Here is a 23,223-nt window from a genome sequence, read left to right on the forward strand (position 1 = left end):
GCCCGGGGCGGCGCGGGGTCAGGCGGTGAAGAGCGCGGCGGCGTCGACCGCGGTCCGGGCGACGCCGTAGGCCAGGGCGGCGAGGACGACGACCCACAGCAGGATCGCGGTCAGGACCGTGGCGTTCTTGGTACGAGGGTTCGGCATGGCCGCCTTTCGTCGGTGCCCCGCGCGGGGCGTGTGCACGAGCCGGGTGCCCGGCGGGGCGGGAACCGGCTCAGTCACGCTCCACCGCGCGTTCGTGTCCGGGCGCTCGGTCCCGCGCCTGGTCGGGCAGGGGACGGATCAGCATGTTCGCGAGGAAGCCCACGGCCATGACCCCGACCATCACGTACAGGGACAGCCCGTAGAGGGCGGCTCCGTCGCGTCCGGCCGCCAGTTGGACGTCGGCGATGACGTTGACGACCATCGGCCCGGCGATCCCGGCCAGTGACCAGGCGGTGAGCAGCCTGCCGTGGATCGCGCCCACGTTGAACGTGCCGAACAGGTCCTTGAGGTAGGCGGGAACGGTGGCGAAGCCGCCGCCGTAGAAGGACAGGATGACGCCGGTGAGCGCCACGAACAGCATCACCGAGCCCGTCCCGGCGACGGCGATCAGCAGGTACAGGAGCCCGCCCAGGCCCAAGTAGCCGATGTAGACGCGCTTGCGGCCGATCACGTCGGAGGTCGAGGACCACAGGATCCGCCCGAGCATGTTGCACAGGGAGAGGAAGCCGACGTAGCCCGCCGCCTCGGCCGGGCCCACCCCGGTGAAGAACTCCTGCACCATGGGCGACGCCTGCTCCAGGATGCCGATCCCGGCGGTGACGTTGCAGAACAGCACGGTCCACAGGAGCCAGAACTGCGGGGTGCGCACCGCCCTGCGCACCGACACGCCGGGCAGGTCGGGCGCCTGCGGAGCCGCGTCCGCCCGGGTCGCGGGCGACTCCTCGGAGCGGGCCGCCGTGGAGCGCTTCCGCTCCGGCCGCCATCCCGCCGGGGGCACGCGCACGGTGAACGCGCCCATCATCATGACGACGAAGTAGACGGTCCCCAGCGTGAGGAACGCGGGCACGATCGCGTCGGCCGGCGCGTCGGCGTAGCGCTCGAGGAGTTCGGCGGACAGCGGCGAGGCGATCAGCGCCCCGCCCCCGAAGCCCATGATCGCGATGCCGGTGGCCAGGCCCGGCCGGTCGGGGAACCACTTGATGAGCGTGGAGACGGGGGAGATGTAGCCGATGCCCAACCCGATACCGCCGAGGAACCCGTAGCCCAGGTAGACCAGCCACAGCTGGCCGGTCGCCACGCCGAGCGCGGCGACCGCGAACCCGCCCGACCAGCACAGCCCGGCGACGAACATCGCCTTGCGGGGGCCGTTGCGCTCCACCCACGTGCCGCCGAAGGCCGCCGACAGTCCGAGCATGACGATGGCGATGCTGAAGATGACGCCGATCGCGGTCAGCGAGGTGTCGAACCGTTCGACCAGGGGATTGCGGAAGACGCTGAACGCGTAGACCTGGCCGATGGACAGGTGGACGGCCAGGGCGGCCGGAGGGATCAGCCACCGGCTGTACCCGGGGGGAGCGACGCTTCTCCGGTGGTCGAGGAGGGAGGCGAGGGGGTTGGTGCGCGTCATGGGTCCCGATTCGTGTGCCGCCGGGGGTTGTGTGCACTGTGAGTACGGATGTACTGAAAGCGAACATAGGACGCGTGGTACGCCCGCGACAACCCCTGGGGCCCGACCATTTCCGATCGGGCCCCGGTCGCCCGGTACCGCGGTTCAGCTCGCCATCGCCGCACGGACCTCGGCGGTGTCCACGAACTGCTCGAACCGCACGATGCGGCCGCCGCGGACGACGAAGTGGTGGGCGACGCGGACGTCGATGTCCTTGCCCGTGGCCTTGTTGGTGGCCGTGTAGCGGGCCAGGACCACGACGTTCTCGCCGTCGACGACGTAGGTGTCGTCGTGGGCGGTCCAGTCGTTCCAGTCCCGGCCCAGCCTTTCCATGACCCCGGAGGTGACCCCCTCGGGGGTGCGGTAGGTGCCGGCCAGGGGGAAGCCGGCCATCTCGGTCCACTCCACGTCGGCGGCCAGGGTGGCCCGCAGGGCTTCGAGGTCGCCGTCGGCGGAGGCGATGTACTGGCGCCGCACCACGTCGGCGGGGGCGGTGGACGTGGGGAGTTCGCTGCTGGGCTCGGTCATGTCAGGGGCCTTTCGGATCGGATGTGGTGCCGGGCCGGGCTGGCCGGCGGGGCAGCGGTCCGGTGCCGATGCCCGCTCGGGGCGCGCACCGGACCGCGGGAGCGGACCGGTCAGCCCCAGGACATCTCGCCCTTGGCGACCTTGGCGCCGAGCCGGGCCGCGATGAGCAGGCCGGCGTCCGGGTAGCGGGCGACCATCGCGTCCGCCAGGGTCTCTCCGCTGTCGGCCGTGGCGAGTTCGGCCTCGAACGCGGTGAGGTAGTCGCGGGTGTAGGCGATCGGGCCCGCGTCGAGGACGTCGGTGGGCAGCCGGTGGCCGGGGATCGCGAAGGCGGGCTCCAGGGCCGACATCTCGTCGAGCATCTCGACCCACACGGCGCGGTCCCGCGGCCGGGCGGTGTCGGCGACCCAGACGTGCTCGTTCTGGAAGAGCAGCACGCCGCCGACGATCGCCCGCTGGTCGGCCTGCCACAGGTAGTGGCGGTCGGCGAGTCCCGGGTGGCCGCCCCTGAGTTGGAACACGTGTCCCTCGAAGACGATGTCGCCGGTCAGCGCGGTCATCTCGACCAGGCGGGTCGGGCGGTTGGCACCCACGGCCTCCCACGCCTTGAGCTTGCCCTCATAGGACTGCTCGATGTGCTCGATGACCGGGGGTGTGGCGACGATCTCGGCCTGGGGGAAGGCGTCGGCGACGACCTCGGCGCCCCAGTAGAAGTCGGGGTCGGCGTGGCTGACGAAGACCGTGGTCAGCTCCCTGCCCGAGTCGAGGATCTCGGCGACCAGGCGGTGGCCGTCGGCGCGGGTGAACCCGGCGTCGATGAGGAACGCCTGCTCCTCGCCGGTGATCAGGGTGGCGGTCTTGTTCTTGGACCCGGCCGGGAAGTCCAGGTCGAGGACGTTGTAGTCGAGCGTGCTCACGGTGGGGCCTTTCGTGCGGAGACCGGTGTGGTGGGGGCGACCCGCGTTCGGTGCCCGTTTCCTGAGACAACAGTATCTGACTAGTCAGATATTCCTGTGCGGCTTCCCCGTGTCGGAGCGGCTCCCACCGGGCCGCCGCCACCTGCTCCCGGGCGGGCCGGTCAGTGCAGGCGGGGCAGCGCGTCGCCCGCCGTCACGCTCACCGTCCGCAGGTCCTGCGCGAACCGCTCCCGGTGCTCCTCGGGCAGCGGGTCGAGCAGGTGGCGCTGCACGTTCCGCGCGTGCAGGCGGGCGGCCCGCACCGCGGTCTCCTCCCCGAGCGGGGTGAGCCTGACCAGCCGGCCCCGCCGGTCCGCCGGATTCTCCTCGCGCGAGACCAGGCCGGCCGTCACCATCCGGTCCACCAGCCGGGTCACCCCGCCCGTGGTCAGCACCCGTTCCTGGGCGATGGCTCCCATCGACAGGCCGGACCCCCCGGACCGGCTCAGGATCAGGAGGACCTCGAACACCAGGTGACTGATGCCGAACTCCTCCTCCAGAGCCCGCCCCAGGATGTACTCCAGCCGGTTGGCGGCCCCCTGCAACCGCCCGAACGCCAGTATCAGCGGGTCGTTCGCCGCCTGCTCGGCCGTCGTGATCCGCGCGTCTCCCGTCACCGGTCCACCCCTCTCGCCTCGGTCCCACACGTGCGCGTCGGCGCCCATCATCCCGCGCGGCACGGCCGTGCCCGCCATGCGCCATGAGCGCCGCCCGCGCCGCGCGTTCGCCCGCGCCGCCCGCTCACCCGCGTCGCCCGTTCGTCCGCGCGGCCGGCGCCCCCGCGTCCGCCCGGCACGGACGCGGGGACGGCCGCCGGGTCACAGCCCGTTGGCCGTGGTGGCGATCCCCCCGTCCACGGGGATGACGGCTCCGGTGACGAAGGAGCCCGCCCGGCTCGCCAGGTAGACCGCGGTACCGGCCATGTCGTCGTCCCGGCCGATGCGGCGCAGCGGCGCCGCCTGGGCGATGTGGTCGCCGAAGGCGTCCAGCGTGCTCGCCATCATCTTCGACGGGAAGGGACCGGGCGCGACCGCGTTGACCGTGATCGCCTTGGGTCCCAGCTCCCGTGCCAGGTGGCGGGTCAACTGGTGGACGGCGGCCTTGCTGGAGGAGTACGCGTACGTGGGCAGGTCCGGGACGTGGATGCCGTCGATACTGCCGACGTTGATGACGCGCGCCGGGTCGTCGGGCGTGGCCGCGGCCTCCAGCGCGGGCAGGAAGGCGCGCACGAGGAAGAACGGCGACTTCAGGTTGAGGTCCAGCACCTTGTCCCAGGCCGACTCGGGGAAGGTCTCCAGCGGCTCGCCCCAGGTGGCGCCCGCGTTGTTCACCAGGACGTGCACCTCGGGCGCCTGGGCGGTGACCTCGGCCGCGAGCCGCCGGCACTCGTCCTCGTTCGACAGGTCGGCGGGCACGGCGTGCACCTCGCCGTACTGCGACAGCTCCACGCGGGCCTGCTCGCAGGCGTCGGCCTTGCGGGAGCTGATCCACACGCGGGCCCCGGCCTGGAGCAGCCCGCGGGCCATCATCATCCCGATCCCGCGGGTGCCCCCGGTGACGACGGCGTTCTTCCCGGTCAGATCGAACAGGTCCATTCCAGCTCCTCCTACGACGGTGTGAGGGGAGGCTAGCCGAACCCGCCGGTCACCGCCGAGGCGGGGACCGGGTGCGGCGCGGGCGGGCGGCGGCCGCGGCGGGTCGTGCGCGGCTTCGTCGTTCGCGCCTGAGACAGTATGGCCCGATCACCCGTACCACCGAGGAGTCACACATGGACCTGTACGACATCCCGCTGCGCACGCTGGCCGGAGAGTCCGCGTCGCTGTCCGAGTACCGCGGGCGCGCCCTGCTGATCGTGAACGTCGCCTCCAAGTGCGGACTCACGCCGCAGTACGAGGGCCTGGAGCGCCTGCACGAGCGCTACCGGGACCAGGGGCTCACGGTTCTGGGGGTGCCCTGCAACCAGTTCATGGGTCAGGAGCCCGGCACGCCGGAGGAGATCGCGACCTTCTGCTCCACGACCTACGGCGTCACGTTCCCGCTGCTGGAGAAGACCGACGTCAACGGTGAGGAGCGCCACCCGCTGTACGCGGAGCTCGTGCGGACCCCCGACGCCGCGGGCGAGGCCGGCGACGTGCAGTGGAACTTCGAGAAGTTCCTCGTGGACACCGAGGGCGAGGTCGTCGGCCGGTTCCGCCCGTCCACAGAGCCCGAGTCGGAGGACATCGTCTCCGCGATCAAGGCGCACCTGCCGGGCTGACCGCCGCCGCCGGAACCGGCGCCCCCTCGGCGGACCGGGTCCGACCAGGCCGAACACTCTCGGACGGGAGCATTCGGGCGGCCTTGTCGGACTCGCCCCAACATTTGACTTGTTCCAGAAAAGGCGGCAGACTTCGAGGCATGACAACCCCTTCGGATTTCGAGCGAATGTTGCGCGAGTCCGCTCTGCGGGTGACCAGCCCTCGACTGGCCGTGCTCTCCGCCGTGCACGAGAACCCGCACGCGGACACGGAGTCGATCATCGGTGTGGTGCGCTCGCGCCTCGGTACGGTGTCCGACCAGGCCGTCTACGACGTCCTCAAGGCACTCACCGGCGCGGGCCTGGTGCGACGCATACAGCCACAGAACTCCGTGGCCCGCTACGAGACGCGGGTCGGGGACAACCACCACCACGTCGTGTGCCGGTCGTGCGGTGCCATCGCCGACGTCGACTGCGCCGTCGGCCACGCACCGTGCCTGAACGCCTCGCACGACCACGGCTTCGCCATCGACGAGGCCGAGGTCGTGTACTGGGGCGTCTGCGCGGACTGCTCCGACACACCGAGTTCCTGAAACAGCCAGTTCACTCCTCCCTGCTCCGGAAGGACACCATGTCTGAAAGCCACGAAGGCGTCGACGCACCTCTGAAGACGGACGCCGCGGGCGGCTGCCCGGTCGCGCACGGCCGCGCTCCGCACCCCACCCAGGGCGGCGGCAACCGCGGCTGGTGGCCCAACCAGCTCAACCTGAAGATCCTGGCCAAGAACCCGGCCGTGTCGAACCCGCTCGGTGAGGGCTTCGACTACGCCGAGGCCTTCAAGGCCCTCGACCTGGACGCCGTGAAGGCGGACATCGCCGAGGTCCTCTCGGACTCCCAGGACTGGTGGCCGGCCGACTTCGGGCACTACGGCCCGCTCATGATCCGCATGGCGTGGCACAGCGCCGGCACCTACCGGTCGCACGACGGCCGCGGCGGCGGCAGCGCCGGCCAGCAGCGCTTCGCGCCGCTGAACAGCTGGCCCGACAACGTCAACCTGGACAAGGCCCGCCGCCTGCTGTGGCCGGTCAAGAAGAAGTACGGCCAGAACATCTCCTGGGCCGACCTCATGATCCTCACCGGCAACGTCGCGCTGGAGTCCATGGGCTTCAAGACCTTCGGCTTCGGCGGCGGTCGCGAGGACGTGTGGGAGCCCGACGAGGACGTCTACTGGGGCCCCGAGACCACGTGGCTCGACGACCAGCGCTACACGGGCGACCGCGACCTGGAGAAGCCGCTGGCCGCCGTCCAGATGGGCCTCATCTACGTCAACCCCGAGGGCCCCAACGGCAACCCGGACCCGCTGGCCGCCGCTCGCGACATCCGCGAGACCTTCGGCCGCATGGGCATGAACGACGAGGAGACCGTCGCCCTCATCGCGGGCGGCCACACCTTCGGCAAGACCCACGGTGCGGCTCCGGACTCCAACCTGGAGGCCGAGCCCGAGTCCGCGGGCCTGGAGATGCAGGGCCTGGGCTGGAAGAACAACCACGGCACCGGCAAGGGCGCCGACGCGATCGGCTCCGGCCTGGAGGTCACCTGGACCACCACGCCCGCGCAGTGGAGCCAGGGCTTCTTCAAGAACCTGTTCGAGTTCGAGTACGAGCTCACCAAGAGCCCGGGCGGCGGCAACCAGTGGGTCGCCAAGGACGCCGAGGAGATCATCCCCGACGCCCACATCCCCGGCAAGAAGCACAAGCCGACCATGCTCACCACCGACCTGTCGCTGCGCGTCGACCCGGTCTACGAGCAGATCTCGCGCCGCTTCTACGAGGACCACGAGGCGTTCGCGGACGCGTTCGCCCGCGCCTGGTACAAGCTGACCCACCGTGACATGGGCCCGAAGGTGCGCTACCTCGGCTCGGAGGTCCCGGAGGAGACGCTGATCTGGCAGGACCCGCTGCCCGCGCAGGAGGGCGAGGTCATCGGCGCCGCGGAGATCGCCGCGCTCAAGGCCAAGGTCGCCGAGTCCGGCCTGACCGTCTCCCAGCTGGTGTCCACGGCGTGGGCCTCGGCGTCCACCTACCGTGACAGCGACAAGCGCGGCGGCGCCAACGGTGCCCGCATCCGCCTGGAGCCGCAGATCGACTGGGAGGTCAACAACCCGGCCGAGCTGCGCGGCGTGCTCAACACGCTGGAGAGCATCGCGGTCGAGTTCAACGCCTCCTCGGACAAGAAGGTCTCGCTCGCCGACCTGATCGTCCTGGCCGGCGGTGTCGGTGTCGAGCAGGCCGCCAAGGCGGCCGGCCACGACATCGAGGTGCCCTTCACCCCGGGCCGCGTCGACGCCACGCAGGAGCAGACCGACCCCGGTCAGTTCGCCTTCCTCGAGCCGGTCGCCGACGGCTTCCGCAACTACTACGGCAAGGCCAACCGCCTCCCGGCCGAGTACCTGCTGCTCGACAAGGCGAACCTGCTCGGCGTGAGCGCGCCCGAGATGACCGTTCTGGTGGGTGGCCTGCGCGTGCTGGGCACCAACTACGACGGTTCGGACGTGGGCGTGTTCACCGAGCACCCGGGCGCGCTGACGAACGACTTCTTCGTCAACCTGCTCGACCTCGGGACGAACTGGGCCCCGACCGGTGAGACCTCCGAGACGTCGCAGACGTTCGTGGCCAAGGACGACTCCGGTGCGGTCAAGTGGACCGGAAGCCGTGTCGACCTGCTGTTCGGCTCGAACTCCGAGCTGCGCGCGCTGGCCGAGGTCTACGCCTCCGACGACGCGAAGGAGAAGTTCGTCCAGGACTTCGTCGCCGCGTGGAACAAGATCATGAACGCGGACCGCTTCGACCTGGTCTGATCCACATGACGGATCTGTAGGTATCCCGGATCCGGAGCCGGCCCGACCACCACGGTCGGGCCGGCTCTCGTCGTCGCGGGGGTCTCCGGGGCGCCCGGGGTGTCGGGATGCCCGGGGCGTCGGGATGCCCGGGGTGCCCAGGGGCGACCGCGGCGACCGGTCGCTCGGGGCACCGGTGGGCCGCCGACCCTCCGGGGCGGCGACACACGAGAGGGGGCCGGCCGCGGTACGCCCGCGGCCGGCCCCCTCGTCCGGTGCTATCGCTTGAGGCCGTTCTCGATCGCCTCGATGATCCGCGGCCGCATCTCGGCCGCGCTGATGATCGCGTCCACCGAGCCGACCTCGACCGCCCGCTGGATGCTGTGGACCGCGTCGAACTCCGCGGCGACCTCGCCGAGCTTCTCCGCCCGGACCGAGGAGTGGACCTCGGCCAGCTCCGCGTTGAGCGCGGCCCGCTCGGCGCCGCTGGTCTCCGAGACCCGCGCCTGGAGCGCGGTCACCCGCTCGTCGGTCGCGGTGCGGTTGTTCACCTCACCGGCGAACACCACGGCCGCGGCCGGGGCGCCGCCGAGCACCGAGGCGAACGAGCCCTCCAGCGCCAGCACTGTCATGTTCGGGTTGAGCGCCTTGGAGAAGACCACGAACGCGCCGCCGTGGTAGCGGGAGATCACGCAGAAGACGATCGGGCCGCGGAAGTTGACGATCGCCCGGCCGATCTCCGCGCCGTACTCCAGCTGCAGGTTGCGCATGGACTCCGGCGAGCCGTCGAACCCGGACAGGTTCGCCAGCACGACCAGCGGCCGGTTGCCCGAGGCCGCGTTGATCGCCCGCGCGGTCTTCTTCGACGACCGCGGGAACAGCGTGCCCGCGGTGTAGGAGTCCGGGCCGTCGGTGGGCGGGAAGCCGCGCCGGGCCACGGACCGGGACTCGATGCCGATCAGGCACACCGGGTGTCCGCCGATGTGCACGTCCTGCACCGCCGAGGTGTCGGCGTCGGCCATGCCCGCCCAGCGCTCCAGCACCGGGTGGTCCTGGTCGGACAGGGCGCGCATCACCGTACGGATGTCGAACGGCTTCTTGCGGTCCGGGTTGTGCTGCGCGGAGAAGATCTCGCCGACGGTGGTGAAGTCGCTCTCGGCGATCTTGTGCGGGAACTCCGAGACGTCGCGGTCGACCGGGTCGTTGGTGGCGGCCCTGCGCGGGTCGTCCTCACCTGGCACGACGTAGGTGTGGTCGTAGTGCGACATCAGCACGTCGCGGGCGGCCGGCAGGTTGGGCGCCCAGTACTGCGCCTGCCCGTTGGGGCCCATGACGCGGTCGTAGCCGCCGATGCCGAAGTTGTCCTCCGCCGAGACGCCGCCGGAGAAGTCCAGCGACTGCTTGCCGGTGAGCACCATCGCCGAGTCCGGCGTCATCACCAGGATGCCCTTGGTGTGCATGAGCATCGTCGCCTCGGCGTTCCAGTACGGCTGGGCGCCGACGGTGATCCCGGCGACCACGATGTTGATCTCGCCGCCGTCCTGGGTGAACTCCACGATCCGCTTGAGCGCGGCCGCGACCCAGTCCATGTTCTCGGTGCCCGAGGACATCGAGATCCGCGCGCCCGCGGACAGCGCGAACCACTCCAGGGGGACCCGCATCCGCTCGGCGAGGTCGATCGCGGCGATCACCCGCGAGCACTCCGGCTCCGAGAGCGCGCCCAGCGCCTTGGTCGGGTCGCCCAGCAGCACCACGCGGGTGACGCCCTCGGGGTGGCGCTCGGTCGGGGTCGTGACGACGCCCGCCACGATCGCGGCCGAGTTCTGCCCCTTGGGGCGGTCCACCGGCACGAGCCGGCCGTCCTCGTCCAGGTCGTGCTCGACGAAGCCGCCCCGCGGACCGGCCAGCATGCCGGTCAGCTCGTAGGGGTAGGCGGTCCCGCGCCGGGCGGCGCGGAGCACCTTCAGGCGGTAGTCGTCCAGCGGGAGCACGGGCTCGGTCGAGGGCTTGTCGACGTGCAGGCGCGCGCCGTGACCAGGGTCGAACGTGATCCGCACGGCGACCTCGGTCAGCTCACCGGAGGCGGTGCGCTGGCGGGCCACGAACTGGACCTCCTCCAGCCCGGCGCCGGCCGTGGTCGGCAGGATGCGCTGGACCAGCGCGTCGAGCTCGTCCAGGCTCAGCTCGGTCGGCGGCCAGACGTACATCATGATCCGGTTGGTGTCGAACCGCTTGTTGCGCGGCCGCCGCGCCTGGATGTTGCGGATCGAGTCCAGGCACGCGGTGATGGTGTCCTCCACCGCGGGCAGCGCGATGAGGCGCCCCTCGGCGTCGCGCAGCGGCGTCAGGTCGCGGACCTGGCCCAGCGCGAACAGCCGCTCGTCGGCCGGGTTGCTGTGCGCCACGGCCTTGAACAGGTAGATCTCCTCGTCCGCCGAGGGCAGACGCGTGAGGTCGAACTCGCGGAGCCGCTCCAGCTGCAGCTTCCGCGCGATCTGCGGGTGCAGGCCGCGGATGAGGCGGTCCTCCACCAGCCCTCCGTCCTCGGAGCGGAAGGTGAAGTGGTGGTGCATCACCGCGCCGTTGGTCCCGGCCACGGTGGTGGTGACGCGCTCCACGTTCGCGGGCAGCGGGTGGTCGGCGAGGATCCGGCCGAGCCGCAGCGCCATGGCGTCGGCGTCGGGCTGCCCCTCCCACGTGAGGTACACGTCGGCGACCATGCCGTGCTCGGCGTCCCGCGCGGCGACCGCGCCGATCGCGGCGATGGCGTCGGGCAGCGCGGCGATGTCGACGGCGGTGGCGGCCACGCCGGTCACACCGTCGGAACCGGTGTGGCGCGCGGTGACCAGCGGGCAGCCCCTGACCTCGACGGAGGCGACCTCCGACAGCCCGCGATTGCCGTAGTAGCGGCGGGTCAGCACCTCCAGCAGCGCGGCGTGGTCGCGTCCGGCCCGGCCGATGCGCTGGCCGATCAGCCGGACGAGCGGCTCGGAGCTGGCGACCATGGACTGGATCCGCTCGGCGCGGTCCGCGGCACGCGGGTCGCGGTCCAGGTGGCGCAGGTCGTCGCGCACGGCGGCGTAGACCTTGGCGCGGTTGCGGCGCAGCAGCGGCTGGGTGAACCAGCGGAACACCACGCCGCGGGCCAGGTCCGAGACGGTGGGGAAGCGCACCTGTGTGGCCTCGACCAGGTGCTCCAGGGTGAGGCCGACCGGCTCGCTGAGCGAGTCCACGGGCGGCGCGTCGTCCAGCCACCGCAGGAGCAGCTCCGAGGCCACGGCGACGTGGGAGCTCATCTGCTGCTGGGCCAGGAAGATGCGGAAGACCGCGGCCTCCAGCTCCGGGGTGCGGTCCAGGCCGGTGACGCCGTAGTGGGCCAGCACCTTGGTGAGCTTGGCCTGGAAGCTCTCGCTGAGCCCGGCGCGCTCGGCGTCCAGGCTCTGCAGGTAGCTGTGGAAGTACTCGCGCGGGCTGTGCACCTGCGAGTCCGGGGTGACGTCGGGCTCGCCGCCGGGCTTGTTGCGGCTCAGCTCGGACAGGTCGGCGAACACGGTGAGCACGTCCAGCTCGCCCGCCAGCGGCGAGGAGCCCAGCTCGGCCCGTGCGGCCAGGTAGTCCGCCAGCACGTCCTTGCGGACCTCGGGGGTGGCGTCGAAGCCCAGGAACAGGCTGCGCAGGTCCTGCAGGCCGCGCTCGACGCGCTCGGCCGCGGACGCCGCCGGCACCGCGGGCAGCTCGATCTCGACCGTCTCGACGGCCGCCTCCGCGGTCTCGTCGCCCTCCTCGGGCAGCGGTTCGAGGCGCATCAGCGGCGCGCCCGTCTCGATCTGGCTGCCGACCGACACCGGGCACTCGCGCACGCGGGCGCGGAACGGGGCGCGCAGCACCGTCTCCATCTTCATGCTCTCCAGCACCAGGATCGGCGCGCCCGACTCCACGGCGTCGCCGACCGCCAGCGGCGTGGCCACGACCAGCGCGGGCGCGGGCGAGCGGACGACGCCGCCCTCGTCGCGGCTGATGCGGTGGGTGACGCCGTCGACCTCGACCAGGTGGATGGGGCCGTGCGTGGCCGAGACCACGCGGAACCGGTGCCCGTTGACCACGATCTGGCCGCTGTGCGCGTCGAAGCGCTCGACCTCGACGTCGGCGGGGTGCATGTCGCCGCCGCCGGAGACACCGACGCGGAAGCGCTGGTCGCCGAGGCGGGCCACGCTCACCCGGTAGCCGACGCCGCGCAGCTTGAGGTCCAGCGGACGGCCCGGGTCGTGCTGGACCTGCGGGCGGCCGCCGTGCGCGGTGGACAGCAGCTGTGTGCGGCTGATCTCCTCCTCGTCCTGGTAGGCCTCGATGGCGGCCGCGGCCAGGGCGATCGCGGAGTGGCGGTGGTCGACCAGGCGGCCCTCGGAGCGCACCCGGTCGATCCAGCCGGTGTCGGCGCTGCCGTCGACGACCTCGGGCTGGTCGAGCAGGTCGAGCACGAAGCTCTTGTTGGTCGCGCCGCCCTCGATGATGACCGTGGTCTCGGCCATCGCGCGGCGCAGCCGGCCCAGGGCCTGCTCGCGGTCGCGGCCGTAGGCGATGACCTTCGCGATCATCGAGTCGAAGTCGGCGGGGATCTCGTCGCCCTCGCGCACACCGGTGTCCACGCGGATGCCGGGGCCGGTCGGCAGCACCAGCCGGGCGATGCGTCCGGGGGAGGGGGCGAAGTCGCGGTCGGGGTCCTCGGCGTTGAGCCGGGCCTCGACGGCGTGGCCGCTCTCGTGCGGCAGCGGGCCCTCCAGCCGGCCGCCGTCCGCCACGTGCAGCTGGAGGCGGACCAGGTCGGTGCCGGTGGTGAGCTCGGTGATGGGGTGCTCGACCTGGAGGCGGGTGTTGACCTCCAGGAAGGCGAACAGCCTCTCGCCGGGGTGGTAGAGGAACTCCACGGTGCAGGCGCCTCGGTAGCCGACGGCCACGGCCAGCCGCTCGGCGGAGGCCTTGAGCTCGGCGACCTGTGCGTCGTCCAGGACGGGGGAGGCGGACTCCTCGATGATCTTCTGGTTGCGCCGCTGCACCGAGCAGTCGCGCACGCCCAGCGCCCACGCCGTGCCCTGGCCGTCGGCGATGACCTGCACCTCGACGTGCCGGGCGCCGGTGACCAGGCGCTCCAGGAAGACCACACCGGAGCCGAAGGCGCGCAGGGCCTCCTGGCTGGTGCGCTCGTAGGCGTCGGCCAGGTCCTCGTGCGAGGTGACCTTGCGGATGCCGCGCCCGCCGCCGCCCGCGGTCGCCTTGAGCATCAGCGGGTAGCCGATCCGCTCACCGGCGCGCAGGGCGTCGTCCAGGGTGGCGACCTCGCCGCGGCTCCACGGCGCGACCGGGACCCCGACCTCCTCGGCGATCAGCTTGGCGCCGATCTTGTCGCCGAGTTTGCGCATGGCCTCCGCGCTGGGCCCGACGAAGGTGACGCCGATCTTCTCGCAGAGCTCGGCGAAGGCCGGGTCCTCGGCGACGAATCCCCAGCCGACCCACGCGGCGTCGGCGCCGGTCTCGACCAGGGCCCGTTCCAGGACGGCGAGGTCGAGGTAGGGGCGGGCCGAGGCGGGGCCGAGCGCGTAGGCGGTGTCCGCTTCACGCACGAAGGTCGCGGTGCGGTCGGCGTCGGTGTAGAGGGCGACGGTCTCGATCCGCGCCCCTGTTTCCGCCGAGAGGTCCCGGACGGCGTGGATGAGCCGCATCGCGGCCTCTCCACGGTTGACGATCGCAACACGACTGAACATCGACTCTGTCCCCCAAGTCCCAACACACGGAAGGCGACGCCCGGGCCCTGGACGCCGCCTGCACCTTCTTACACCTTCCTCGGTGCCCGCCTGTTTCAACAATGGGGCGCATCGCCCATCCCGGATCTACTGTGTTGTGGGAACCCCACAAACGACCGCCGCGTCGCGAGCCCGGGGGCGAGACTTCTCACAACCACCGGGCCCCGGGCGCGCGGGCTCGCCCGGGCGTGGCGGCACGGTCCTCGGGCACCTTGTCCCGCCGGCTCTGCGGGACCCGCGCGCTCGTGTGCGTGTGGGGGTGGTCGGGGCCCAGGGCTCGCAGGCGGTGGGCGAGCCCCGTGGAGGAAGGAGCTCGCCTCGAATCGGACGCGCGCCCGTCTCCGGCGGTCAGCGCGCATCGACCCCGCCGCGGCCGAGGTGGAGGTGGCGCCGACCGGGCCGGGTGCCGACGGCTTCCTCCAGGTGGACGAGAAAGAGCGACATGGCGGCGCGCATCGGGGAGGAGCCGCCCATGGCCTCCTGGGCGTCGGCGGCCATGCCACGCAGGTGGCGCCCGAGTGCACACGGGTCCAAGTGCAGTTCGAGCGGAGGCTCGAACCGCTCCGGAGCGCCGTCCGCCCCGAGGGACCACCCGTGGTGGATCAGCAGGCCGGACCGATCCGGCCGCGCGGTAGCGCGCACTCCTTCGGCGGCGAGCGACGCGACGAGCTCGTCGTACAGTTCCTCGTCCGTGAGGTCGGCCATGGCGTCGCCGTGACCGCTCGGACGCCCCGGGCGCACCATGCTCCTCGCCCTTCCCACCGGGGGGCGCCCGAACCCGTCGCGGCCGCCCCCCGGGCGGGATTCCTCCGGGGCGTATCCCGTTCCCACGGATTCACGCCGGTCCGCGGCGAGACGGCCCGGCGCGCCGTTCAGAGGACGCCGAGGAGCGGTCCCGCCAGGACGCCCATGGCGAGGGACACAGCGGCCAGGGTGACGGCGACTCCAGTGCTCGTCCGCCGGGCGAGCCCGGTAATCGCGCCTTCGCCGGACGTGGTCGGGCGGGCGCGGAAGAGTGGGAACACCCAGCGCAGGTAGTAGAAGAGGCTGACGACGGTGTTGACCGCGGCCAGGACCACCAGCCACACCAGGCCCGCGTCCAACGCCGCGGTGAAGACGGTCAGCTTGCCGACGAACACCGCCGTCGGTGGGGTCCCCACCAGCCCGAGCAGGCAGACCACCAGGCTGAGCGCCGACCACGGGCGGCGGTGGAAGAGCCCGGTGTACTGCTCCAGGGACCTGGTCGCGGGCAGCGAGCACACGACGGCGAAGGCCCCGAGGTTGGTCACCGCGTAGGCGGCGAGGTAGAAGAGCAGGCCCGGCCGTGCCAGTCCGGCCGTGCCCCCGACCGCCGCCACCGCCATCAGCAGGTAGCCGACCTGGCTGATGGCGGAGTACGCGAGCAGGCGCCGCGCGTCGGTCTGGAAGAAGGCGCCCAGGTTGCCCAGGGTCATGGACGCCGCCGCGAGCAGGGCGCACAGCAGCGGCCAGTCCAACGGAGCACGGGTGAGCACCTCGTTGCCCAGCCGGTACAGCGCCACCAGCGCCCCGATCTTGGGCACCGTGGTGACGAAGGCGGCGACCGGGGCGGGCGCCCCCTCGGTGACATCGGGGACCCAGAAGTGGCCGGGCACACCGCCGGCCTTGAACAGCAGCCCGGCCAGGACCGCGACGGTGCCCGCCGCCACCAGGGCGCGCGGCGCGTCGGGCAGGGCGCCGGCCAGGGTGGCGTAGTCGGTCGCCCCTCCGGCACCGAGCAGCAGCGCGGTACCGGTGAGCAGCAGGATCCCCAGCATCGCGCCCAGCAGGTAGAACTTCAGGGCCCCCTCGGTGCCGCCGGAGTCCCTGGTCAGTCCGGTCAGCGCGTAGAGCGGGATGCTCGCCAGCAGGTAGGCCGCCGCGAGCACCAACAGATCGCTCGCCCCGGCCAGCGCCACCGTGCCCAGGGCGCCGAGCAGCAGCAGGACGTAGGACTCCGACTCCCGGGGGTGCCCGGAGAAGGAGTCGCCGGCCAGCAGCACCGCGACGAGGACGCCGACGAGCACGGTCACACGTACGGCGTGTGTGCCCGCGTCGACCGCGAAGCCGCCGGTGACCATGTCCTCCGAGCGGGCCCAGGCGGTGAGCGCGGCGGCCAGCGCGCCCAGCAGCGCGGCGACCACGCACAGCCGCACGGTCCACTGCCGGCGGCGGGGCGTCCAACCGCCCAGCAGCAGCGCGGCCACCGCCGCGAGCGCCAGGACGATCTCGGGCACCAGCATCGCCGGATCGACGTGTCCCGTCATGCTCATCGCACCACCAGTGCCACGAGCGCGCGGGCGGCGGGTTCGATCGGGTCGAGCAGGAACCGCGGGAAGAGGCCGATGGCCACGGACAACGCCGTCAGCGGGGCGATCGCCACCAGCTCCCGCGCGGTGAGGTCACCGGTCCGAGCGTGCTCCGGGATCCGGAGGTCGCCCGTGAACAGCTGCTGCAGCGCGCGCAGGAAGAGGGCGGCGGTGAGGAGGATCCCGAGGAAGGCCACCGCGGTCGGCACGGGAACGAAGGACAGGCTGCCCGTGAAGATCTGGAACTCGGCGATGAAGCCGGACAGCCCGGGCAGCCCCAGCGAACCGAACGCCGCCAGCGAGGTCAGCGCCGCCAGCAGCGGCATGGTCCCGGCCAGCCCGCCGTAGGAGGCCATCCGGTAGGTGCCGCCCCGGTCGTGGAGGGCGCCCGCCAGCAGGAACAGCGCGCCCGTGAGCAGCCCGTGGCTGACCATCTGGGTGACGCTCCCGGTCACGGCCAGGGCCGCGGCGCGCGCCTCGTCCGCGGTGGCGAGCCCGGCCGCGCCGAGCCCGAGCAGGATGTAGCCCATGTGGTTGACCGAGGTGTAGGCGACCATCCGCTTGAAGTCGGTCTGGGCGAGCGCCACCAGCGCGCCGTACAGGACCGAGACCACGCCGACGACCACGAAGACCATCGCGTACTCGCGCCAGGCCCCGGGCAGGATCGGCATCGCCACGCGCACGAACCCGTAGGTGCCCATCTTCAGCAGCACGCCCGCCAGGATCGCCGAGCCGGCCGCGGGCGCGTCGGTGTGCGCCGGGGGCAGCCACGTGTGGAAGGGCACGGTGGGCGTCTTGATCGCCAGGCCGAGCGCGATGGCCAGGAGGACCAGCCCCGCGACGGGACCGCCGTCCTCCAGGGGAGGCCGTCCGGTCAGCTCCACGATGTCGAACGTGTGCGGGTCCGCGGCGAGGTAGAGGCCGATGAAGCCCAGGAGCAGGGCCAGGGACCCGAGGAAGGTGTACAGGAAGAACTGCAGTGCCGAACGGGCGGGCCGGCCGTGCCCCCATCCGGCGATGACGAAGTACATCCCGACGATGGACAGGTCGAAGAAGACGAAGAACAGCAGCAGGTCCAGGGCACTGAACACGCCCAGCGAGACGGTCTGCAGGAACAGGAAGAGGACCGCGTGGGCGCGCGTGCGCCGCCGCTGCCGCAGCGAGTGGACGGCACAGGCCAGGAACAGGACCGCCGTCATCGCGAGCAGCGGCAGCGACAGCCCGTCCACCCCGATGTGGTAGCCCGCGCCGACGCTGGGGATCCAGCGCACGTGGGTCTCGAAGGCGAAGCCGCCCACCGCGTCCTGCCCCGGTCCCACGGCGGCCGGATAGCGGGCCCACAACACGAGGACCAGGAACAGGTCCAGCGCCGCGACGCAGACCCAGGTCCACGCCACGAGGCCGTCCCGCGGGCGCGGCACCGCGAGCAGCACCAGGCCGGCGAGCAGGGGCAGGAACACGGCGACGGAGAGCACGCCTCACCTCATCAGGACGAAGACGGTGGCCAGTACGAGGAGCGCGACGACGGCCTGGGCGTAGTACTGGTGGAGGAGGCCGGTCTGCGGGCGCAGCGCCCAGCGGGCGGCGGTGCGCACCGCCGAGGCGACGGCCCCCACCGACCGGTCGGCGGCGGTCTCGACGCGGTCGCGGACCGCGTCGGCGGCCGTCAGGCCCAGGCGGGCGCCGGCACGCACGCCGCCCGCGACGACACGGTCGTCGAAGACGGACAGGCCCCGCGAGAGCGCCAGGGTGGGGCGGACGAGGCCGCCGCGGACCAGGCGCTCCAGCCCGAGCCAGTCGGCCGCCCACCGGCCGACCGGAGGAAGGCCGGTCCCGGACGCGACTCCGTTCCCCGCCCTCGCCGGGGTCCCCGGTCCGGCCCCGCCCTCCTCCGCGACCGCGGCGCGCGCGGACCCGCGGGCGAAGACCAGGCCGGCGCCGACCAGCACCACGACGCTCACCAGCGCCGAGGCCGCCATCTCCCAGCCGGCGGGCCCCCGCTCGCCCGGCACGTCCAGCAACGCGCGCCACCAGTGCGCCGCAGCCGGAAGGGCGAGCACGCCCAGCGCGAGGGAACCGACGGCCAGGGCGAGCAGCGGCACCCGGAGGGAGGCCCGCGCCACGGCGGGACGCGTTCCGTCCGCGGGCGCGCGGCCTCCCACGGAGGGCGCGGCCCCCGGGGAACGCCGGGCCTTCGCGGGTCCGCGCCCGTGTTCCCCGCCGTGCGGCCGGGACCGGGGGAGGGCCGGCGCCCACACCGCGACCAGCGCCCTGGCCGCGTAGGCGGCGGCGAGCGCCGCCGCCGCCAGCCCCGTCGCGTACAGGGCGGGCGAGCTCCGCAGCGCCGCCGCCAGCACCGCGTCCTTGGCCGCCCAGATCCCGGTCGGGGGCACCCCCGCGACGGCCAGCGCCCCCGCAGTGAAGGCGGCCCCCACCAGGGGGTGCCGCCGTGCCGCGCCCCGCAGGCCCTCCAGGTCCCGAGCGCCCAGCGTCACCAGCCACGCCCCGGCGCACAGGAACAGCAGGCTCTTGGCCGCCGCGTGCGCGGTGAACTGCAGGCTCGCCCCCGCGACCCCACCCGTGCCCGCCCCCAGCACGATGAAGCCGATCTGGGCACACGTCGAGGCGGCGAGCAGCTGCTTCAGGTCCGACTGCGCCAGCGCCACCACGCCGAGCAGGACCGCCGTGGCCGCCCCGACCCACGCCACCAGCGGCCCCGCCCACACCGCGGCCGCGAGCGCGGGCTCCACCCGCACCAGCAGGTAGCCGCCCGCCGCGACCATCGTGGCCGAGTGCAGCAGCGCCGAGACCGGGCTGGGCCCGGCCATCGCGTGCGAGAGCCAGAAGCTGAACGGCAACTGGGCGGACTTGCCGAGCGCGGCCACGACCACCCCGGCCACCGCGGCGTCGCGCCAGACCCCCTCCAACCCCGCGAGCCCGGAGAGCTGGAGCGCGCCCGCGCCGCCGGCGAGCGCGGCCCCGGCCGCCAGGTACAGGCCCAGGTCGCCCGCGCGTGTGGTGAGGAAGGCCAGTCCCGCCGAGCGGACCCGCTCGGACCCGCGCCACCAGTACCCGATGAGGGCGTAGGAGACGGCGCCCATGACCTCCCACGCCGCGAGCAGCACGAGTAGCCCGGTCGCCGTCACCGTGACGAGCATCGCGGCGGCGAAGAGCGACATGAACCCGAAGAAGCGCGCCCGTGCCTCGTCCGAGCCGAGCTCGCCGGACGCGAACAGCACCACGGCCAGGTGGACCGCGGTGACCGTGAGGACCATGACGGCGGAGAGCCCATCCACGGCCAGGTTCGCGGGGATCCCGGCCAGCGCGGGAGCGGCCGCGGCCGGACGCGTCGCGGCCACGGCACCGGCCAGAGCGAGCCCCGCGACCGCCGACGCCACGGCGCACGGCGCGGCGACCGCGTCGGCGCGCCGGCCGGCCACCAGCAGCACCGTGCCGGTCAGGGCGGGCAGCGCCACGAGTGCCCACAGCGCCGCGGTCACCGGTCCTGCTCCCGGCTCTGCCCGTGCTCCTGGCCCTGCTCCTGCCGCCGGTCCCCGAGGTCGTCGGCCGCGTCGACCATGTCGATGTCGCGGGCGCGGAAGATCGCCGTGGTGACGGCGAACCCGGCCGCCATCTCCACGGCCATCGCCGTGATGGCGACGAGGACGAGCACCTGACCGTCCGGCCGTTCGGGGGAGACGAAGTACCACAGGGCGGCCGCGGCGACGATCACCCCGTTGATCATCAGCTCCAGCCCCATCATCACCATGACGACGGACTGCTGGCTCAGCGCGCCGAACAGGCCCACCGAGAACAGCGCGGCGGCCAGGAGCAGGAACGCCTCCAGGGTCATCGGCCGAGCCCCCCGCCGATCGGGTCGTCGGGGCGGGTCCGCTTCAGGTCGTCGCCGTAGCGGTCGTAGCGCCCGCGCGGGGTCGAGAGGACCACCGAGGCGACCATCGTCGCGAAGAGCACCATGCCCACGAGCATCATGACCAGCATGTGCGGCCCCATGATCGCCTCGGCGAGCTGCCGGGTCGGATCGGCCGGAGGCGAACCCTCGCGGGCGGGCCAGGGGACGAGGAACACCCCCGCGGCGAGGACGGCGAACGTCACGGCCGCCACCGCGAGCGAACCCGCCTTGTTGTGCACCATGCTCATCGGCATGAGCCCGGCCGGGTTCATCATGTACATGATCATGAAGACGACCATCACCATCATCTCCATCACCATCATGAGGATCACCAGCACCCCGAGGTAGGACAGCTCCAACAGCAGCAGCGGTACCGCGGCGAACAGGAACGACGCGAGCAGCGCGAAGGTCGCCCGGGCCATGGAGTCGACCACGAACACCGCGGCCCCCGACGCCACCGCGCCCACGGCGCAGACCGCGAACACCACCGTCTCGGCCATCGCTCCCCCTAACGGACCAGTACGAGTACGGAGACGACCAGCGCCTGGAGCAGGCTCAGCGGAAGCAGCACCATCCAGCCCACCTCGGTGAACCGGTCCATCCGCACGGTGGGCACCCGGTGCCCGGTCCAGACCAGCGCGCCCAGCACCGCCAGCGTCTTGACCAGCGACCACGCCCAGCCGGGCAGGAGCGGGCCCGCGCCGCCGCCCAGGAACAGCGGCACCGCCATCGCCGCCACGACGGCCAGGAGCATGTACCGCCCGGCGAGCAGCACCAGGCGGTCCGCTCCGGAGGGCTCCGCGGCCGCCCCGCCGGCCGCGTCCCGCCCCACGGGCGCGTCGAACGGGCCCCAGAACGCCATGGCCAGCGCCGAGACCAGGTAGACCGCGAAGGCCGCCGGCATCAGCACGGCGAACCACACGTCCTCCTGCGCCGCGACGATGTCGCCCACCCGCAGCGACCCGGCGCCCAGGGCGGCCGTGATGAGGGCGAACATGTGCGGAAGCTCGTACGAGAGCCCCTGGATCAGGAAGCGGTAGCCGCCCACCAGCCCCCAGACGGAGTTGGCGCCCCAGCCGAGCAGCCACACGGCGCACCAGGCCAGCACCTCCATCGCGTTGAACCACACGACGCCCACCGACAGGTCGCTCACGGCCGTCGACCCCAGCGGGACCACCAGCGCGGCCAGGGCCGCGGCCACCGGCAGGAGCGCTCCGCCCAGGCGCCACAGCAGGGCGTCCGCGCCCGGCACGGTCCGTCGCCGCTGCACGAGCAGCCGCGCCGACTCCCGGGCCGGGGCGGAGACCGCGGCCACGGGCGCGGTCCCGACGGCGCGCGCGTGGAGGACGGCCGACCCGGCGGCGGCCGCGTAGGCCAGCGCGCCCAGCAGCGCGAGGAGGGTCAGCAGGCTCAGCGGTGACGCGTCACCCTCAATCATGGGACCGCCCCGGTACGTGGGCGCGCAGGGCCTCGGTGTCGGGGTCCAGCGAGGCGACGACGAGCCGTACCGCCGCCAGTTCCTGGCCGGTGACGAGCGAGGGCAGCAGGTCCAGCGCCGCCTTCGCGGCCTCCGCCGCCTCCGTCCGAGAACGGTCCGCGGGCGCGTCCCGGCCGGGGCGGCCCCCGGCTCCGAGGGCCGCCTCCACCACGTCCAACCGGCGCGACCACCGGTCGGTGACGTCTCCGAGCAGTGGCTCCGGAACCGGCCCGTCGATCGGACCGAGCCCGGCCGTGGACCAGCGCAGCACCCGCGAGCGGCGGACCCGGCGCAGCCAGCGGAGTACCCCGCGCCGCGTGGCCGCGTCCGGTTCGGGCTCCGCGAGCAGCGCGTCGCGCCACCGGCGGGCGGACTCCGCGGCGTCGGGCCACCCCGCGGCGGTCAGGAGGCGCTGGGCGGAGTCCAGCGCGGCGGCCGGGCCGGGGACGTCCCAGAAGGCGGAGGTCACGGCGGCACCGCCGACGATCTCGGCCTCCGCCTCCTGCACGACGTCCCCCTGAAGGGTCAGCCGCAGCCGCAGCCCGGCGGGCCAGTCGGTCAGCGCGGGCCCGAGGTTGACGTGCAGCCGGTCGAGCGTGAGGCCGTCCCGGTCCGGGCCCCGGTCCGCCATGGGAATCCCGCCCGGCATGGACATCCCGCCGTGCCCGTGCCCGTGCCCGTCGCCGTGGCCCTCGCCGCCGGCGTGTCCGCTGTGGCCGTCGTCGTGGTCGCCACCGTTGCCTTGGTCGTGCTCGCCGTCGTCTCCGTGGCCCTCGTCCCCGCCCTGCTGTGCCCGCTCGCGCGCCGCGGCATCGCGCTCGGCGGCCTCTCGGCGCTGTCGGTCGACGTCCAGCAGCCGGCCCCGGGTGGCGTCCAGCAGCCGCGCGGCCCCGTCGGCGCCGGGCACGCGCACGCGGGCGCGGGGACCGGGCATCTGCTTCCACACCCGGTCGACGGCGTCCGCGAGATCGGGGTCCTCGGGGCCGCAGACCACCAGGAGATCGGCCGCACCCGGGGCCGCGGCCCGCCGCCAGCCGCGTTCGCGCAGCTCGCGCTCCACGGCCAGGCGCGCGCCCGTTCCGCCGACCGCGGTGACGACGAAGGCGCACGGCAGGGCCCGGGCCAGCAGCCATCCCGTCAGGTCCACCGGAACGCCCCCTCCCGCCAGGCGTAGACGACCGCCGCCATCAGCACGGCCAGGAACGCGAACATCTCCACGACGGCCGTCGCGCCCTTCTCGACCACGACGAGCACCCACGGGTACATGAAGACCATCTCCATGTCGAAGGCCAGGAAGAGCATCGCCACCGCGTACCAGCGCACGTGGAAGCGCGACACGGCGTGCTCGGACACCGCCTCGCCCGAGAGGAAGGGCTCTCCGGACACCGGGGCGCGTCCGAGGCCGACCACCGCCGACAGGCCGTACACGCACAGCAGGAGGGCGCCCATGGCCAGGGCCAGGGCGAGCGCCGCCGTGAATCCCTCCATCGTCCCCCTA

At 73.1% G+C, this 23,223-nt stretch carries 19 protein-coding genes; 3 read left to right on the plus strand and 16 right to left on the minus strand.

Going from position 1 to position 23,223, the window contains the following annotated elements; translation table 11 throughout:
* Positions 1-18 precede the first annotated feature (18 nt).
* The 6 genes from HNR10_RS31845 to HNR10_RS27730 form a co-directional block, all read right to left on the minus strand.
* Positions 19-147 carry an MFS transporter small subunit gene (locus HNR10_RS31845; protein ID WP_281390160.1) on the minus strand — a complete coding sequence of 43 codons (129 nt, stop codon included), beginning with the start codon at positions 145-147 and terminating at the stop codon, positions 19-21.
* 70 nt (positions 148-217) lie between these two features.
* Positions 218-1,615 (minus strand): L-lactate MFS transporter, encoded by a 1,398-nt coding sequence (locus tag HNR10_RS27710; RefSeq protein ID WP_179828591.1) that lies wholly within the window; start codon positions 1,613-1,615, stop codon positions 218-220.
* A 144-nt stretch (positions 1,616-1,759) separates the two neighbouring features.
* Positions 1,760-2,182, minus strand: coding sequence for a nuclear transport factor 2 family protein (locus tag HNR10_RS27715; RefSeq protein WP_179828593.1), 423 nt, complete (start codon positions 2,180-2,182; stop codon positions 1,760-1,762).
* 110 nt (positions 2,183-2,292) lie between these two features.
* The gene (locus tag HNR10_RS27720; RefSeq protein WP_179828594.1) at positions 2,293-3,099 is read right to left on the minus strand and encodes an MBL fold metallo-hydrolase; all 807 of its coding nucleotides are present in this window, start codon (positions 3,097-3,099) and stop codon (positions 2,293-2,295) included.
* A 161-nt stretch (positions 3,100-3,260) separates the two neighbouring features.
* Positions 3,261-3,755: a MarR family winged helix-turn-helix transcriptional regulator gene (locus HNR10_RS27725; protein WP_218898076.1), complete on the minus strand. Its 495-nt coding sequence runs from the start codon at positions 3,753-3,755 to the stop codon at positions 3,261-3,263.
* A gap of 201 nt (positions 3,756-3,956) precedes the next feature.
* A complete protein-coding gene (locus tag HNR10_RS27730) occupies positions 3,957-4,733 on the minus strand; it encodes an SDR family oxidoreductase (protein ID WP_179828596.1) in 777 nt (258 codons plus the stop codon).
* A gap of 173 nt (positions 4,734-4,906) precedes the next feature.
* Here HNR10_RS27730 and HNR10_RS27735 point away from each other — a divergent pair, with 173 nt between their 5' ends.
* The 3 genes from HNR10_RS27735 to katG all read left to right on the plus strand — a co-directional run bounded on the left by HNR10_RS27735 (position 4,907) and on the right by katG (position 8,231).
* The gene (locus HNR10_RS27735) at positions 4,907-5,395 is read left to right on the plus strand and encodes a glutathione peroxidase (RefSeq protein ID WP_179828598.1); all 489 of its coding nucleotides are present in this window, start codon (positions 4,907-4,909) and stop codon (positions 5,393-5,395) included.
* Between the two features lie 140 nt (positions 5,396-5,535).
* Positions 5,536-5,967 (plus strand): Fur family transcriptional regulator, encoded by a 432-nt coding sequence (locus tag HNR10_RS27740; protein ID WP_179828600.1) that lies wholly within the window; start codon positions 5,536-5,538, stop codon positions 5,965-5,967.
* A 38-nt stretch (positions 5,968-6,005) separates the two neighbouring features.
* Positions 6,006-8,231, plus strand: coding sequence for a catalase/peroxidase HPI (gene katG / locus HNR10_RS27745; protein ID WP_179828602.1), 2,226 nt, complete (start codon positions 6,006-6,008; stop codon positions 8,229-8,231).
* 257 nt (positions 8,232-8,488) lie between these two features.
* Here katG and HNR10_RS27750 read toward each other — a convergent pair whose 3' ends face one another.
* The 10 genes from HNR10_RS27750 to HNR10_RS27795 all read right to left on the minus strand — a co-directional run bounded on the left by HNR10_RS27750 (position 8,489) and on the right by HNR10_RS27795 (position 23,213).
* Positions 8,489-13,969 carry an ATP-binding protein gene (locus HNR10_RS27750; protein ID WP_179828604.1) on the minus strand — a complete coding sequence of 1,827 codons (5,481 nt, stop codon included), beginning with the start codon at positions 13,967-13,969 and terminating at the stop codon, positions 8,489-8,491.
* 387 nt (positions 13,970-14,356) lie between these two features.
* The gene (locus HNR10_RS27755; protein WP_179828606.1) at positions 14,357-14,713 is read right to left on the minus strand and encodes a hypothetical protein; all 357 of its coding nucleotides are present in this window, start codon (positions 14,711-14,713) and stop codon (positions 14,357-14,359) included.
* A 167-nt stretch (positions 14,714-14,880) separates the two neighbouring features.
* Positions 14,881-16,299, minus strand: a complete 1,419-nt coding sequence (locus tag HNR10_RS27760) for an NADH-quinone oxidoreductase subunit N (RefSeq protein ID WP_246406432.1) — start codon at positions 16,297-16,299, stop codon at positions 14,881-14,883.
* Positions 16,296-17,810, minus strand: coding sequence for a complex I subunit 4 family protein (locus HNR10_RS27765; RefSeq protein ID WP_179828608.1), 1,515 nt, complete (start codon positions 17,808-17,810; stop codon positions 16,296-16,298). Before HNR10_RS27765 ends, HNR10_RS27760 begins: the two co-directional genes overlap by 4 nt.
* Before the next feature lie 3 nt (positions 17,811-17,813).
* The gene (locus HNR10_RS27770) at positions 17,814-19,835 is read right to left on the minus strand and encodes an NADH-quinone oxidoreductase subunit 5 family protein (protein ID WP_179828611.1); all 2,022 of its coding nucleotides are present in this window, start codon (positions 19,833-19,835) and stop codon (positions 17,814-17,816) included.
* Positions 19,832-20,188 (minus strand): NADH-quinone oxidoreductase subunit NuoK, encoded by a 357-nt coding sequence (gene nuoK / locus HNR10_RS27775; RefSeq protein WP_179828613.1) that lies wholly within the window; start codon positions 20,186-20,188, stop codon positions 19,832-19,834. The genes HNR10_RS27770 and nuoK overlap by 4 nt, the downstream gene beginning before the upstream one ends.
* Positions 20,185-20,748 carry an NADH-quinone oxidoreductase subunit J gene (locus tag HNR10_RS27780; protein WP_179828615.1) on the minus strand — a complete coding sequence of 188 codons (564 nt, stop codon included), beginning with the start codon at positions 20,746-20,748 and terminating at the stop codon, positions 20,185-20,187. The genes nuoK and HNR10_RS27780 overlap by 4 nt, the downstream gene beginning before the upstream one ends.
* An 8-nt stretch (positions 20,749-20,756) precedes the next feature.
* On the minus strand, positions 20,757-21,686 hold the full coding sequence (locus HNR10_RS27785) for an NADH-quinone oxidoreductase subunit H (protein WP_179828617.1): 930 nt from the start codon (positions 21,684-21,686) through the stop codon (positions 20,757-20,759).
* Entirely contained in the window at positions 21,679-22,872 is a 1,194-nt protein-coding gene (locus HNR10_RS27790) for a hypothetical protein (protein WP_179828619.1), read from the minus strand. The genes HNR10_RS27785 and HNR10_RS27790 overlap by 8 nt, the downstream gene beginning before the upstream one ends.
* Entirely contained in the window at positions 22,863-23,213 is a 351-nt protein-coding gene (locus HNR10_RS27795) for an NADH-quinone oxidoreductase subunit A (protein WP_179828621.1), read from the minus strand. The genes HNR10_RS27790 and HNR10_RS27795 overlap by 10 nt, the downstream gene beginning before the upstream one ends.
* Positions 23,214-23,223: the final 10 nt, after the last annotated feature.

Origin of the sequence: Nocardiopsis aegyptia, from assembly GCF_013410755.1 — a bacterium.
Taxonomy (GTDB): domain Bacteria; phylum Actinomycetota; class Actinomycetes; order Streptosporangiales; family Streptosporangiaceae; genus Nocardiopsis; species Nocardiopsis aegyptia.

Excerpts from the sequence above, each read along its gene's own strand:
- HNR10_RS31845 (WP_281390160.1), bottom strand. The coding sequence starts at position 147 with ATGCCGAACCCTCGTACCAAGAACGCCACGGTCCTGACCGCGATCCTG.
- HNR10_RS27710 (WP_179828591.1), bottom strand. The coding sequence starts at position 1,615 with ATGACGCGCACCAACCCCCTCGCCTCCCTCCTCGACCACCGGAGAAGC.
- HNR10_RS27715 (WP_179828593.1), bottom strand. The coding sequence starts at position 2,182 with ATGACCGAGCCCAGCAGCGAACTCCCCACGTCCACCGCCCCCGCCGAC.
- HNR10_RS27730 (WP_179828596.1), bottom strand. The coding sequence starts at position 4,733 with ATGGACCTGTTCGATCTGACCGGGAAGAACGCCGTCGTCACCGGGGGC.
- HNR10_RS27735 (WP_179828598.1), top strand. The coding sequence starts at position 4,907 with ATGGACCTGTACGACATCCCGCTGCGCACGCTGGCCGGAGAGTCCGCG.
- HNR10_RS27740 (WP_179828600.1), top strand. The coding sequence starts at position 5,536 with ATGACAACCCCTTCGGATTTCGAGCGAATGTTGCGCGAGTCCGCTCTG.
- katG (WP_179828602.1), top strand. The coding sequence starts at position 6,006 with ATGTCTGAAAGCCACGAAGGCGTCGACGCACCTCTGAAGACGGACGCC.
- HNR10_RS27750 (WP_179828604.1), bottom strand. The coding sequence starts at position 13,969 with ATGTTCAGTCGTGTTGCGATCGTCAACCGTGGAGAGGCCGCGATGCGG.
- HNR10_RS27755 (WP_179828606.1), bottom strand. The coding sequence starts at position 14,713 with ATGGCCGACCTCACGGACGAGGAACTGTACGACGAGCTCGTCGCGTCG.
- HNR10_RS27760 (WP_246406432.1), bottom strand. The coding sequence starts at position 16,299 with ATGAGCATGACGGGACACGTCGATCCGGCGATGCTGGTGCCCGAGATC.
- nuoK (WP_179828613.1), bottom strand. The coding sequence starts at position 20,188 with ATGACCCTGGAGGCGTTCCTGCTCCTGGCCGCCGCGCTGTTCTCGGTG.
- HNR10_RS27780 (WP_179828615.1), bottom strand. The coding sequence starts at position 20,748 with ATGGCCGAGACGGTGGTGTTCGCGGTCTGCGCCGTGGGCGCGGTGGCG.
- HNR10_RS27785 (WP_179828617.1), bottom strand. The coding sequence starts at position 21,686 with ATGATTGAGGGTGACGCGTCACCGCTGAGCCTGCTGACCCTCCTCGCG.
- HNR10_RS27795 (WP_179828621.1), bottom strand. The coding sequence starts at position 23,213 with ATGGAGGGATTCACGGCGGCGCTCGCCCTGGCCCTGGCCATGGGCGCC.